General features: G+C 42.9%; 17 protein-coding genes. All 17 read left to right on the top strand.

Going from position 1 to position 14,112, the window contains the following annotated elements; genetic code table 11:
* Positions 1-72: 72 nt before the first annotated feature.
* The 17 genes from FXF62_RS02750 (at position 73) to FXF62_RS02665 (ending at position 14,067) form a co-directional block, all read left to right on the top strand.
* Positions 73-339, top strand: coding sequence for a hypothetical protein (locus tag FXF62_RS02750; protein ID WP_015604678.1), 267 nt, complete (start codon positions 73-75; stop codon positions 337-339).
* Between the two features lie 28 nt (positions 340-367).
* Complete coding sequence (locus FXF62_RS02745) at positions 368-1,633, top strand: efflux RND transporter periplasmic adaptor subunit (RefSeq protein ID WP_149517532.1); 1,266 nt, start codon at positions 368-370, stop codon at positions 1,631-1,633.
* Entirely contained in the window at positions 1,620-2,294 is a 675-nt protein-coding gene (locus FXF62_RS02740; RefSeq protein WP_149517531.1) for an ABC transporter ATP-binding protein, read from the top strand. The genes FXF62_RS02745 and FXF62_RS02740 overlap by 14 nt, the downstream gene beginning before the upstream one ends.
* Before the next feature lie 11 nt (positions 2,295-2,305).
* A complete protein-coding gene (locus FXF62_RS02735) occupies positions 2,306-3,523 on the top strand; it encodes an ABC transporter permease (protein ID WP_015604681.1) in 1,218 nt (405 codons plus the stop codon).
* A 21-nt stretch (positions 3,524-3,544) separates the two neighbouring features.
* Entirely contained in the window at positions 3,545-4,201 is a 657-nt protein-coding gene (locus tag FXF62_RS02730) for a response regulator transcription factor (protein WP_015604682.1), read from the top strand.
* Positions 4,198-5,574 carry a sensor histidine kinase gene (locus FXF62_RS02725; protein WP_149517530.1) on the top strand — a complete coding sequence of 459 codons (1,377 nt, stop codon included), beginning with the start codon at positions 4,198-4,200 and terminating at the stop codon, positions 5,572-5,574. Before FXF62_RS02730 ends, FXF62_RS02725 begins: the two co-directional genes overlap by 4 nt.
* A 350-nt stretch (positions 5,575-5,924) precedes the next feature.
* The gene (locus tag FXF62_RS02715; RefSeq protein WP_005589732.1) at positions 5,925-6,125 is read left to right on the top strand and encodes a F0F1 ATP synthase subunit C; all 201 of its coding nucleotides are present in this window, start codon (positions 5,925-5,927) and stop codon (positions 6,123-6,125) included.
* 33 nt (positions 6,126-6,158) lie between these two features.
* Complete coding sequence (atpB, locus tag FXF62_RS02710) at positions 6,159-6,872, top strand: F0F1 ATP synthase subunit A (RefSeq protein ID WP_045496788.1); 714 nt, start codon at positions 6,159-6,161, stop codon at positions 6,870-6,872.
* 22 nt (positions 6,873-6,894) lie between these two features.
* Positions 6,895-7,389 carry a F0F1 ATP synthase subunit B gene (atpF, locus tag FXF62_RS02705; RefSeq protein ID WP_005589735.1) on the top strand — a complete coding sequence of 165 codons (495 nt, stop codon included), beginning with the start codon at positions 6,895-6,897 and terminating at the stop codon, positions 7,387-7,389.
* Positions 7,389-7,925: a F0F1 ATP synthase subunit delta gene (locus FXF62_RS02700; RefSeq protein WP_125372929.1), complete on the top strand. Its 537-nt coding sequence runs from the start codon at positions 7,389-7,391 to the stop codon at positions 7,923-7,925. Before atpF ends, FXF62_RS02700 begins: the two co-directional genes overlap by 1 nt.
* Positions 7,926-7,940: 15 nt before the next feature.
* Entirely contained in the window at positions 7,941-9,446 is a 1,506-nt protein-coding gene (gene atpA, locus FXF62_RS02695; protein ID WP_045496794.1) for a F0F1 ATP synthase subunit alpha, read from the top strand.
* Between the two features lie 15 nt (positions 9,447-9,461).
* On the top strand, positions 9,462-10,340 hold the full coding sequence (locus FXF62_RS02690) for a F0F1 ATP synthase subunit gamma (protein ID WP_125372930.1): 879 nt from the start codon (positions 9,462-9,464) through the stop codon (positions 10,338-10,340).
* A gap of 37 nt (positions 10,341-10,377) precedes the next feature.
* Positions 10,378-11,784, top strand: a complete 1,407-nt coding sequence (gene atpD, locus FXF62_RS02685; RefSeq protein ID WP_005589740.1) for a F0F1 ATP synthase subunit beta — start codon at positions 10,378-10,380, stop codon at positions 11,782-11,784.
* A gap of 7 nt (positions 11,785-11,791) precedes the next feature.
* On the top strand, positions 11,792-12,214 hold the full coding sequence (locus tag FXF62_RS02680; RefSeq protein ID WP_148881415.1) for a F0F1 ATP synthase subunit epsilon: 423 nt from the start codon (positions 11,792-11,794) through the stop codon (positions 12,212-12,214).
* A gap of 92 nt (positions 12,215-12,306) precedes the next feature.
* Positions 12,307-12,537 (top strand): DUF1146 family protein, encoded by a 231-nt coding sequence (locus FXF62_RS02675; protein WP_037616426.1) that lies wholly within the window; start codon positions 12,307-12,309, stop codon positions 12,535-12,537.
* Between the two features lie 68 nt (positions 12,538-12,605).
* Complete coding sequence (gene murA / locus FXF62_RS02670) at positions 12,606-13,886, top strand: UDP-N-acetylglucosamine 1-carboxyvinyltransferase (protein ID WP_149517529.1); 1,281 nt, start codon at positions 12,606-12,608, stop codon at positions 13,884-13,886.
* The gene (locus tag FXF62_RS02665) at positions 13,879-14,067 is read left to right on the top strand and encodes a DNA-directed RNA polymerase subunit beta (RefSeq protein ID WP_148876414.1); all 189 of its coding nucleotides are present in this window, start codon (positions 13,879-13,881) and stop codon (positions 14,065-14,067) included. Before murA ends, FXF62_RS02665 begins: the two co-directional genes overlap by 8 nt.
* The last annotated feature ends 45 nt before the right edge of the window (positions 14,068-14,112 follow it).

Below are 14,112 nucleotides of genomic sequence, written 5' to 3'. Positions count from 1 at the left end.
AATTGTTCAAAAAAAACAAATACGATCAGGAAAGCTCAAAATTCCTGTTTTCTAAAACAAAGGAGAAATCAAATGAACACAAAAAAATTCGCAATGCTTGTAACTCTTATCGGAATGTCTGGCTTCTTTTTAGCTGCATGTGGTTCTAAGAATGCTGACAATCAAGAAGTTATCGATGGCAAACAAGTGGACTTCAAGAAAGATGCCGTAGATCAAAAAACGAAAACAGTAGACGGCAAGGAAGTGACAGAGTACACTATGCCAGACGGAAATGTAATTCAAATCCCAGCAGATGGTGAAGAATTACCAACAGATGAATCTGAATCAACTGATAAATAAACGTTAGAACCTGTAGGTTGGAGGCAATATGTTTGAAAGAAAAAAAATGAATCGTAAAACCATAATATTGGGCAGCACGGTCATTCTCGCTTGTGCTGGGCTGGGAGGCTATGTACTTCTCAATCAGGTTAATCAAAAACAGGCCATGCAAATGGTTGATAATAAGATTGATTCTCTGACGGTCCAGGATGCTGTCAATAACAGTAAAAAAACAAGCCTGGTTTTATCTGGAGAAGTAGTTGCTAACAATAGCAGTAAGGTCAAAATTGACCCATCTAAAGGTGAAGTTAAAGAAGTATTTGTCAAAAATGGCGATACTGTTACGCAAGGGCAGCCCCTCTTTTCCTATGTGACCTCTCAGGAATTGACAGCCCAGTCTGCTCAGTATGATGCTCAAGCTAAGGCCAACGGCATTACGACTGCTCAAACCAGCGCATCAATCAAATGGGAAACTTATAACCGTAAGCTGGCTAGTCTTAATGCACTTCGGAATAAATACAATTCTAGTAAGGATGAGTCTCTCTTGGATCAGATAAAATCTGCTGAAGATGAACTGGCTCAAGCGCTCAGTGACGCAAAGACTGCTGACAATGAAGTAACAAATGCTCAGATTGAGGCTGAAAAGGCTCAGGTGACCGCTCAGACGGAATCAGACCGTATGAAATATGATACCGTGACGGCTGATACAGCGGGGACTATTACCTCTATGAACGAAGACTTACCGACCCAGTCCAAAGCTAAAAAGGAAGAAGAAACCTTTATCGAAATCATGGACAAGTCTAAGACTTTGGTAAAAGGGACTGTCAGCGAATTTGACCGTGAGAAGCTGAGCGTGGGTCAGAGAGTAGATATCGTAGACCGCAAGGATCCTAAGAAGCGCTGGAGTGGCACCGTCACTCAGGTCGGCACCTTGACAACTGCAAATGCTGGAAATAGTAATAGTGGAAATAAACAACAGGAAAACCCCAACCAAGGCAAGTTCCCTTATACTGTCGAGCTGGATCAGGGTGGTGAAATGCCACTTGTAGGCTCCCATTCTTATGTCAATGTCGTAGAAAATGCTCCTGAAGCCAGCAAGGTTGTTGTCAATAAAGCCTATACTTTCAGTAAAAATGGCAAGACCTATGTCTGGAAGGTAGAGGGCAAAAAGGTGAAAATGAAAGAAGTTAAGACCAAGAAAGTTTCTGACCGTTTGGTAGAGATTACAGAAGGTCTGACTATGCAGGATACCATTTCGACGCCTAGAGAAGGCATGAAAGACGGGATGGAGGTAGGACAGAATGTTAAAGCTTAAGGACATCCACAAATCTTATCAACAGGGCAGTCAGGAATTTCCGATTTTGAAAGGAATTGATTTGCATGTGAAAGAGGGGGATTTTCTAGCGATCATGGGGCCGTCTGGATCAGGTAAGTCCACTTTGATGAACATTATCGGCTGTTTGGACAAGGCTAGTGCAGGTTCTTATCATATCGAAGGGACTGACGTCTCTGACCTGTCCGACAACCAACTATCTGATTTGCGTAATCAGAAAATTGGCTTTGTTTTCCAGAATTTCAACCTCATGCCCAAGCTGACAGCCTGTCAAAATGTTGAACTGCCTCTGACTTACATGAAAGTTCCTAAAAAAGAGCGACGCGAGCGCGCCTTAGAAATGCTACGACTGGTCGGCCTAGAAGAAAGAAGTGACTTCAAGCCTATGGAGCTGTCTGGTGGTCAAAAGCAACGGGTAGCTATTGCGCGTGCTCTTGTGACCAATCCCAGCTTTATCTTGGGAGACGAGCCGACTGGGGCGCTGGATACTAAGACCAGTGTTCAGATTATGGAGCTATTCAAGCAATTTAATGAACAAGGCAAGACCATTGTCATCATTACCCACGAGCCGGAAGTGGCTCAACTTTGCAAGCAAACAGTTGTCTTGCGGGACGGTAATATAGAGACTCGGGCATTAGGATAGAAGGGGGCTATATGGAAGATATTTTTGTAGCTCTAAACTCCATCCTGTCCCACAAAATGCGCTCTATGCTGACCATGTTGGGGATTATCATCGGGATTGGCGCTATTATTGCTATCTTTTCTATCATTGAAGGAAATACAGAAAATACCAAGCGCCAGTTGATCGGTGGGACCAATAATACCATTAAGGTTGTTTACGACAAGAAGAGTTCGATTGACCCTTCTATTCCAGAAAAATCCCAAGCGCAGAAGCCTTCCTACATTCCCTTCATGGGAGAGGATGTCTTATCCAAAATCAAGGAAATTCCTGGCGTTAAAAATGCTTTGATGACTTATGGTACGGACGAAAAGATTTATTATCTTAGTCAAAAGTCATCTGGCAAGGTTCAGGCGGTTTCTCAGTCGGTAGCTGACATCAAGCAGCAACGGCTGTTGGAAGGTGAGGGCTTTGACTCTGAAGCCTTCAAAAATCAAGAGCAAGTAACCTACCTAGAAAAGACTCTTTATGATACTCTCTTTCCTAAGGGAGATGGTATCGGTAAATATGTAGAAGTTATGGGCAATCCTTTTAAAGTTATTGGCGTCTTTGAGTCGACTGAGCAGAGTGGCCTAACTTCTGGTTCGGAAAAGGTGGCCTATATTCCTCTGCAACAATGGCACCGGATTTTTGATACCATCAATGTTAGTCCAGAAGTAACTGTTCAAACCCACAAAGCCGATGATTTGAAGAAGGTAGCCAAGAAAGTTAGTGATTATCTCAATCAGCAGATGCCCCAGTCAGACTATATGTTTGGTGTGCTAAATCTGCAAGAATTTGAACGTCAATTGGATAACCTCAACCAGTCTAACTTTGTCTTGCTAGCGGGTATTGCCAGCATCTCCCTCTTAGTTGGAGGTATTGGGGTTATGAATATCATGCTGGTCTCAGTGACAGAGCGGACGCGTGAAATCGGGATTAAAAAAGCTCTGGGAGCTCGGCGCAAGATCATTCTCAAGCAGTTCCTGATCGAAGCGGTCATCCTGACTCTGATGGGAGGAATTATTGGTGTGGTAGCAGGTATCGCCTCTGGTTTTGCTATTACCCAGTCTTTGGCCTATCCATATATTTTATCTCTATTTTCGGTCTTTGTAAGTTTGCTCTTTTGTTGTATAATAGGAGTAGTATTTGGGCTCCTGCCGGCTGTGAAAGCATCCAAGCTGGATCCAATTGAAGCCCTGCGATTTGAATAAATAAAGGAGAATCAAGCATATATGCACAAGATTTTAGTAGTGGAAGACGATACTACGATCAATCAAGTCATTTGTGAATTTTTAAAAGAAAGTAACTATGCAGTTACACCAGTCTTTGATGGAGGCGAGGCTTTGCTTCAATTTGAAGCAGAGTCTTTTGACTTAGTTATTTTAGACATGATGTTGCCAACCATGAGTGGACTGGATGTCCTCAAGGAAATTCGCAAGACTTCTCAGATTCCCGTCATGATTCTGACGGCACTAGATGACGAGTACACCCAGCTAGTCAGCTTTAATCACCTCATTAGTGATTATGTGACCAAGCCTTTTTCACCGCTGATCTTAGTCAAACGGATTGAGAATATTCTACGACGAAATACGGTTGCTTCAGAGATTACTGTCGGTGAATTGACCGTCTCTATCGATGATTGTACGGTTTATTGGCAGGAAGAAAAGATGCCTCTGACCAAGAAAGAGTATGAAATCTTGCAGGCTCTAGCCAAGAGAAAGGATCACTTAGTGACCCGCGATCAGCTCATGAATACCATCTGGGGTTACAGCGAGCTGGACAGCCGGGTGCTGGATAATCATATCAAGAACATTCGTAAGAAGATTCCAGGTATTCCTCTGAAAACCATCACGGGTATGGGCTATCAGCTTGGAGGAGAAGACACGTGAAGATTGTCAAAAAGAACTTCCTTTTAACGACTTTCATCATCTTTGTCGTTGTGACAATCGTTTTATCCACCCTCTATTTCGCCATGCCGGTTTATTACCAGCAGGTCAAGGGAGGAGAAGCCCAGCGTGAGTTTGCTCAGGTAGCCAAGCAGGTCAAAGGAAAGTCCAGCCAAGAAATCAGTGAGCTTTTGAGCAATTATAGCAAAAAAAGCAATCAAATCTGGTTCACCTTGCTGGCTAAAGACAATACGATTCTTTACCCAGCGCTCGAAACGAATGGGGATAGCTCTCTCCAGCTGACCATTGTTCCAGCCATTGCCAACAGCAATTATGAGAGTAAGACCCTGTCAGAAAGTTTTCGGACATCAGATGGCAAAGAAGTAGTCCTGCGAGGGGAATATTCCCTGCAACCCGTTTCGGATGCCAGTCGGATCTTACTGAATCTCTATCCCTTTGTATTATTCTTGTCGCTGAGTCTGGGTGGGCTTGCCGCCTATCTCTATAGTCGGACCTCCAGTCAGCGGATTAAGGATATCTCTTATAGCACTCGGCAAATGACCAGTCTGCTTCCAGATGTTTCCTGTCAGGTGAAAGGGCATGACGAGATTGCTGATTTGGCTCAGGATATCAATCACTTATATGCTAACCTCTTAACCAGTATGGAAGCCCTGCGCTTGGAAAATGAAAAAGTCGCAGAAAGCGAGCGCGAAAAGGCAGAATTTCTCCGAATGACTTCCCACGAACTCAAGACTCCCATCACCAGTATGATGGGAATGATTGACGGGATGATTTATGGAGTGGGCGATTTTAAAGATCGGGACAAATACCTGCAGAAGTGCCGCGAAATATTGGAAGAGCAATCAGGCTTAGTCCAGTCCATCCTAGCTATTTCAAAACTAGAAATGACCATGGAGACAGAGCGGGAAATCTTCTCTCTCAAAGAGTTGCTTGAAGCAAATATCAGTACATACAAGGTTCTGGCTGACCTCAAGCATTATCAATTTAATGTCCAACTTACAGAAACAAAAGTCCGAGGAAATAAGACCTATTTACTGAAAGCTATTAAGAATCTGATTGACAATGCCTTCCATTATACAGTAGAAGGCGGAGAAATCTTGGTTCGTTTAGAAGATGGGGTATTAATTGTAGAAAATGAAGCTGAGCGAGTGCTGGATGAGTCACAGATTCAGCAGATTTTCCAGCCGTTTTATCGACCGGACTACAGTCGCAATCGCAAGGATGGTGGTACGGGACTGGGGCTCTTCATCGTGCAGCAGATTTTAGAAAAGCACCATCTCACTTATCGCTTTGAAGCAGTTGAGAATAGGTGGATGCGCTTCACGATTTTTTTACCTCAAATGGAACAGATATGAGGCTGGGACAAAAGTCCTAGCCTCTCAATTTTCTTTGGATTGTCGCGCAAGACGCAGTGGTTGAGTGGGCTCTACTAGGCTGATTTCATCAGCTTTTACAGCCCTACTCAACTGTGCGGAGGTGGGACGACGAAATCGAATTCTAATGAATTACTGATTTCTGTCCCACTCTCATTTTTGCTTGGATTTTTATAGGATAAATGTTTGAAAAGCACTTTTATTCAAGTTTTGTTTTAAATTTAAAAGAAAAGTGCGAAAAACGCTTACAATATCACAAAATAATTGACTATTAACTTTATTAGGAGTAAACTAATGGGGTACATTTAAAAAATATAAAAGGAGAATTCATCATGAATTTAACATTTTTAGGACTTTGTATTGCCTGTTTTGGCGTCTCATTAGCTGAAGGTTTGATTATGAGCAATCTGTTTAAAGCAGCTTCACGTCAGCCAGAAATGGTTGATCAATTAAGAAGCTTGCTCATCATGGGTGTCGCTTTTGTTGAAGGTACTTTCTTCGTTACTTTGGTTATGTCTTTCATTATCAAATAGTTTTTTCTATTTTAGAAAAGGGGGTGTCAAACCTTGGAAGAGAGTCTTAATCCGACTATTCAGCTAGGCCCAATATCCTTTGATTTGACCCTACTTGCTATGTCACTTGTGACCGTTTTGATGGTCTTTGGCTTTATCTACTGGGGAAGTAGAAAAATGTCCATCCGACCAAAAGGAAAGCAAAATTTACTTGAGTACGTCTATGATTTTGTCATTGGCTTTACTAAAGAAAATATTGGGGAACACTACATCAAAGATTATTCTTTGTTTATGTTTGCCTTGTTTCTTTTTATTGCAGTTGCCAATAATATCGGTTTGATGGCTAAAATTCAAACCACCAATGGCTACAATCTCTGGACCTCACCGACGGCAAATTTGGGCTATGACCTAGCCTTGTCCTTTATCATTACATTGATTAGTCATGTGGAAGGAATCCGTCGTCGTGGTTTTAAAGATTACTTAAAAGCTTTTGCAACACCTGGATTTATGACTCCAATGAATATCTTGGAAGAATTTACCAATTTTGCCTCCTTAGCTCTGCGGATTTTCGGAAATATCTTTGCAGGGGAAGTTTTGGCTGGCTTGTTGCTTACCTTGTCACAACAAGCATTTTATTGGTATCCAGCTGCTTTCCTAGGTAGTATGTTATGGACAGCCTTCTCGATATTTATTTCATGTATCCAGGCCTATGTCTTTACCATGCTGTCTTCGATGTATATCGGTAAGAAAATAAACGGTGAAGAATAGTAAGTAGAAAGGAAGAAAAGGAATGCACGTAACTATCGGTGCCATTATTGGTGACTTTATTCTCATCGCTGGTTCCTTCCTTTTATTAATTTTTTTAGTAAAGAAGTTTGCCTGGGGCAATATTACCAGTATCTTAGAAGAACGTTCTAAAAAGATTACGGATGATATTGACGGGGCTGAGTCAGCCCGCAAAAAGGCTGAGGAACTTGCGCAAAAACGTGAGAATGAATTAGCAGGAAGTCGTCAGGAAGCAACGACGATTATCGAACATGCTAAGGAAACAGCTGAAAAAAATAAGGCTGGAATTTTAGCGGATGCAGCTGAAGAAGCTGGACGTTTGAAAGCAAAAGCCAATCAGGAAATTGCTCAAAGCAAGGCAGAAGCCTTGAATAGCATTAAAGACGATGTGGCTGACCTAACAGTAAGTCTTGCAAGTAAGATCTTGAGCCAGCAGCTTGATACAAAAGCACACAGTGAGCTCATTGATCGTTATATTGATAAATTAGGAGATGCTTAATGGACAAAAAGCACTATGCGGTAATTGAAAAATATACCTTGCCTTTTGTTCAATTAGTATTTGAAAAAGGTCAGCAACAAGATGTTTTTGAAAAACTAAGCCAAATTAGGGCCGTGTTTGAGGAAACAAATCTTGCTGACTTTTTATCACATATTGGCGTTGATGATGGAGAAAAGGAGAAGGCTCTTCGACTTTTTCAAAACTCAGATTCACAGCTGATTGATAACTTTATCGAAGTCGTTATTCTCAATCATCGAGCAGATTTGTTCTACGATATGTTGGTAGAAATTCAGCATCAGATTGAGAAACAAAGCAATGAATTTGAAGTGACGGTTAAATCTGTTCAAGCATTGACAGACAGTCAAAAAGAAAGATTGAAACCAATGATTGAGCAAAAAATGGGCCTCAAGGTTCGCTCGCTCAAGCAGGAATTAGATGCTAGCCTGATTGGTGGCTTCGTCATTTCAGCCAATAATAAAACAATTGATGCAAGTATAAAACGTCAATTACAACTCGTAAAAGAAAATTTGAAATAGAAAGTGGTGTGAATTTTGGCGATTAACGCACAAGAAATCAGCGCTTTAATTAAGCAACAAATTGAAAATTTCCAGCCAAATTTTGACGTCACAGAAACTGGGGTCGTCACTTATATTGGTGATGGAATCGCTCGTGCCCACGGTCTTGATAATGCCATGAGTGGCGAGCTCTTGATTTTTGAAAATGGTTCTTATGGTATGGCTCAAAATTTGGAGTCAACCGATGTCGGAATCATTATCTTGGGTGATTTTACAGATATTCGTGAGGGCGATACGATTCGCCGCACGGGTAAAATCATGGAAGTTCCTGTCGGAGATGCTTTGATTGGTCGTGTCGTAGATCCACTTGGTCGTCCTGTTGACGGCTTGGGTGAGCTTGCTACAACTAAAACACGCCCTGTAGAAGCACCGGCTCCAGGAGTTATGCAACGGAAGTCTGTATCAGAACCATTGCAAACAGGTTTGAAAGCTATTGATGCCCTTGTACCAATTGGTCGTGGTCAGCGGGAATTGATTATCGGTGACCGTCAGACTGGTAAAACTAGTATTGCCATCGATGCTATCCTCAACCAAAAAGGGCAGGATATGATCTGTATCTACGTTGCCATTGGTCAAAAGGAATCTACTGTCCGTACACAAGTGGAAACTCTCCGTCAGTATGGAGCCTTGGATTATACTATCGTGGTAACAGCGTCAGCTTCTCAGCCTTCTCCATTGCTTTTCTTGGCTCCTTATGCCGGTGTAGCAATGGCTGAAGAATTTATGTACAATGGCAAGCACGTCCTCATTGTTTATGATGACTTGTCAAAACAAGCGGTAGCCTATCGTGAACTTTCTCTCTTGCTTCGCCGTCCGCCGGGTCGTGAAGCCTTCCCAGGGGATGTCTTCTACCTTCACAGCCGTCTGCTTGAACGTTCAGCTAAAGTTTCTGATGAGCTTGGTGGTGGATCAATCACCGCATTGCCATTCATCGAAACGCAGGCAGGAGATATCTCAGCTTATATTGCAACCAACGTAATTTCAATTACGGATGGACAAATCTTCCTTGGAGATGGTCTCTTTAATGCAGGGATTCGTCCAGCTATTGACGCTGGTTCTTCTGTATCTCGGGTAGGTGGATCTGCACAAATCAAGGCCATGAAGAAGGTTGCAGGAACTCTGCGTATTGACCTTGCTTCATATCGTGAGCTGGAAGCCTTTACCAAATTTGGTAGTGACCTCGATGCAGCAACCCAGGCTAAGTTGAACCGTGGACGCCGTACAGTAGAAGTATTGAAACAGCCAGTTCATGAGCCACTGCCAGTTGAAAAGCAAGTTGTGATCCTGTATGCACTGACTCACGGCTTCCTTGATGCAGTACCAGTAGATGAGATTCTTCGGTTTGAAGCAGAGATTTTTGCTTACTTTGACGCTCATCATGAAGACATTTATGAAACCATTCGCCAGACAAAAGATTTGCCGAGTGAAGAAGTGCTGGACGCCGCTATTACTGAATTTATCAATCAGTCTAACTTCAAATAAGAATAGAGGTGTCAGATGGCAGTTTCATTAAATGATATCAAAAATAAAATTGCATCCACAAAAAACACCAGTCAAATCACAAACGCGATGCAGATGGTTTCTGCATCTAAGTTGGGAAAATCCGAAGAAGCAGCAAAGAACTTTCAAGTCTATGCTTCTAAGGTTCGGAAACTCTTGACCGACCTTTTGCATGGTCATGAGGCAGAAAATGTTAGTCATCATCCCTTGCTCAAGAGCAGACCGGTTCAGAAAACGGCTTATATCGTCATTACATCTGATCGTGGTTTGGTCGGTGGCTACAACGCAACCATCCTCAAATCAATGATGGAATTGATTTCTGAATACCACGAAAAGGATGATTATGTCATTATTTCGATCGGAGGAATGGGAGCGGATTTCTTCCGCGCACGAGGCATTCAGCCGATTTATGAATTGCGCGGCTTAGCCAATCATCCGAGTTTTGATGAAGTTCGGAAAATCATTTCCAAGACTATTGAAATGTATCAGAATGAGCTTTTTGATGAACTTTATGTGTGTTATAACCACCATGTCAACAGTCTGACCAGTCAGATGCGGGTAGAGCAGATGTTGCCAATCGTTGACTTGGATCCTAGTGAAGCGGATGAGAATTATATCCTCAATCTAGAACTAGAATCCAGTCGAAATGCGATTTTGGATCAGCTCTTGCCTCAGTTTGCTGAAAGTATGATTTACGGAGCCATTATTGACGCAAAAACTGCTGAAAATGCTGCTGGTATGACAGCCATGCAGACAGCAACGGATAACGCTAAAAAAGTTATCAATGATTTGACCATTCAGTATAACCGTGCTAGACAAGCAGCTATCACGCAGGAAATTACTGAAATTGTGGCGGGTGCAAGTGCACTGGAATAGTGTCACAGAAAATAAATAGTATAAAGAGGAGAAAAGAATGAGCTCAGGCAAAATTACTCAGGTTATCGGACCAGTTGTAGACGTAGCGTTTGCAGCTGGCGACAAGCTACCTGAGATCAATAATGCACTTGTAGTCTATAAAAATGACGAAAAAAAATCAAAAATCGTCCTTGAAGTAGCTCTTGAGCTTGGTGATGGAGTGGTTCGGACCATCGCTATGGAATCAACGGATGGGTTGACTCGTGGCATGGAAGTGCTAGATACTGGCCGTCCAATTTCTGTACCAGTCGGCAAAGAAACACTTGGTCGCGTCTTTAACGTTTTGGGAGATACCATTGACTTGGATGCTCCTTTTGCGGATGATGCAGAGCGTCAACCAATCCATAAAAAAGCTCCAACCTTTGATGAGTTGTCTACTTCATCAGAAATCTTAGAAACAGGTATCAAGGTTATCGACCTTTTAGCACCTTATCTGAAAGGTGGTAAAGTCGGACTCTTCGGTGGTGCCGGAGTTGGTAAGACCGTCCTGATTCAGGAATTGATTCACAACATTGCCCAAGAGCATGGTGGTATTTCCGTATTTACCGGTGTTGGGGAACGTACTCGTGAAGGGAATGACCTCTACTGGGAAATGAAGGAGTCTGGCGTTATCGAGAAAACAGCCATGGTCTTCGGTCAGATGAATGAGCCACCAGGAGCGCGTATGCGGGTTGCTTTGACTGGTTTGACGATTGCAGAATATTTCCGTGATGTGGAAGGTCAAGATGTCTTGCTCTTCATTGACAACATCTTCCGTTTCACGCAGGCAGGTTCTGAAGTTTCTGCCCTTTTGGGACGGATGCCGTCAGCCGTTGGTTACCAACCAACACTTGCTACAGAAATGGGTCAATTGCAGGAACGGATTACCTCAACCAAGAAGGGGTCTGTAACCTCTATCCAGGCTATCTACGTGCCAGCCGATGACTACACTGACCCAGCGCCAGCGACAGCTTTCGCCCACTTGGATTCTACAACCAACTTGGAACGTAAATTGGTTCAATTGGGGATTTATCCAGCCGTGGATCCTCTCGCTTCAAGCTCTCGGGCTCTTTCTCCTGAGATTGTTGGTGAAGAGCACTATGCGGTGGCTGCTGAAGTTAAACGCGTATTGCAACGTTATCATGAATTGCAGGATATCATTGCCATCCTAGGTATGGACGAATTGTCAGATGAAGAAAAGACCTTGGTTGCGCGTGCGCGTCGGATTCAATTCTTCCTTTCTCAAAACTTCAACGTTGCGGAGCAATTTACTGGTCAGCCGGGATCTTATGTGCCTGTAGCTGAGACGGTTCGTGGCTTTAAAGAAATCCTCGAAGGAAAGTATGATAAGTTACCAGAAGATGCCTTCCGCGGTGTCGGTTCAATTGAGGATGTCATTGCTAAAGCTGAAAAAATGGGATTCTAAGAGGTGAATGATGGCTCAAATGACAGTACAAATCGTTACACCGGATGGTCTTGTCTATGACCACCGTGCTGCATTTGTTTCCGTAAAAACGATTGACGGAGAAATGGGGATTTTGCCTCGTCATATCAATACAATCGCTGTTTTGGAAGTGGATCAGGTCAAGGTGCGCCGGGTCGATGATGATAAGCATATTGATTGGATTGCGGTCAACGGTGGTATTGTAGAGATAGCTGACAATGTGATTACCATTATCGCAGACTCAGCAGAACGTGCGCGTGATATTGATATTAGCCGTGCTGAGCGGGCCAAACTGCGTGCTGAGAAAGAGATCGAAGAAGCTCAAGACAAGCATCTGATTGACCAAGAGCGCCGTGCTAAAATCGCCCTTCAGCGTGCCATCAACCGGATTAACGTTGGAACAAGAATGTAATAAGCAAAAAAAGAATGGAAATGCCATTCTTTTTTTGTTGGCTTACGTTTCTTTCCGCTAGGAATTACTGCTCTTATGGTATAATAAAAACTATGATAGAATTAACATTTCGACTATGCAGTCACCTGCTCTTTATTTTCTTTGCTTTTCATCTTCTGTCTACTGTAGTAAGTTGGGAAAGATTTCTAAAAGTAAATGCTGATAATGCTCTCAAAATTCGTTTTTTGATATTATTGTTGAGTATTGCCTTGGGCTACATGGCTAGCCTATTTTTTATCGGTATTTATGACATGAGTCGGGCAATTTTTAATGGAACTTTATAAGGTCAGAATCTTTATTTTATGATATGATAGTAAGGATGAATTTTTAAGATTTGGAGTAACTAGTTAGTATGGAAAAAATTATTATTCAGGGTGGAAATAACCGTCTGGTTGGCAGAGTTAAGATTGAAGGAGCTAAAAATGCGGTGTTGCCGTTGTTGGCAGCAACGGTATTGGCCAGTGAGGGAAAAACAACTCTTAAAAATGTGCCAGTCCTTTCGGATGTTTTTACCATGAACAATGTTGTTCGCGGCTTGAATACGCAGGTAGACTTTGACAAAGATGAAAATACTGTAGTTGTAGATGCGACTAAACCATTGACTGAAGAGGCTCCTTATAAGTATGTCAGCAAGATGCGGGCTTCGATTGTTGTATTGGGTCCCATTCTTGCTCGTAATGGGCATGCTAAAGTGTCCATGCCGGGCGGTTGTACGATTGGTAGCCGACCTATCGATCTTCATTTGAAGGGCTTGGAGGCAATGGGTGCTCAGATTACGCAGACTGCAGGATACATTGAAGCTAAGGCAGACCGCTTGATGGGGGCGCATATTTACATGGACTTCCCAAGTGTTGGTGCGACACAGAATATTATGATGGCGGCAACTTTGGCTCAAGGTACCACTGTTATCGAAAATGCTGCTCGAGAACCTGAAATTGTCGACTTGGCCTTACTGTTAAATAAAATGGGCGCTAAAGTCAGAGGGGCAGGAACGGAGAATATAATAATCATTGGTGTTGAAAAACTTCATGGAGCTGAGCACAATGTCGTGCAAGATCGTATCGAAGCTGGAACCTTTATGGTTGCTGCTGCCATGACAGGCGGTGACTTGCTGATTGAAGATGCGATTTGGGAGCACAACCGTCCGCTTCTGTCAAAAATGCAAGAAATGGGTGTGGAAGTGACCGAAGAAGACGAAGGAATTCGCGTCCGCTCAGATGTTTCAAAGTTAAAAGCTGTTTCTGTCAAGACATTGCCCTATCCAGGTTTCCCAACCGATATGCAGGCTCAGTTTACTGCCTTGATGGCGATAGCCCAAGGAGAGTCTGTAATGGTTGAGACAGTCTTTGAAAATCGCTTCCAGCACTTAGAAGAGATGCGACGGATGGGACTTCACTCCGACATTATGCGCGATACCGCTCGGATTTGGGGTGGTGGCAGCTTGCAGGGAGCAGAAGTCATGTCGACAGATCTCCGAGCTAGTGCGACCTTGATTTTGATGGGCTTGATTGCTGAAGGGAAAACAAAAGTCAGCAAGTTAGTTCATTTGGATCGTGGCTACTATAAATTTCATGAAAAGCTGGCAGCTCTTGGTGCCAACGTCAAACGCGTAAAGGAAGAAGATGATGAGTGAAAATTGGAAATACTTATCTAGACAGCTAGGCATCGTTGCCTTGGTGCTGATAGTCGCTTTTATCATTTTTTGTCTTGGTCTGGTCATCGGATATGGTGTGATTGGAAATGCAGATAATCCTTGGTCTATCTTATCACCAAATACCTGGAAAGAACTTATTTCTAAGTTTACTGGTCAATGATCTGCCGAGAGTGTTCGTTAATTTACCGACTGTGCAGAATCTTTG

It is taken from the genome of Streptococcus cristatus (assembly GCF_008369405.1).
GTDB classification, from domain to species: domain Bacteria; phylum Bacillota; class Bacilli; order Lactobacillales; family Streptococcaceae; genus Streptococcus; species Streptococcus cristatus_G.
The sequence above is the reverse complement of the archived record's forward strand: the minus strand, read 5'-3'. Positions and strand labels throughout refer to the sequence as shown.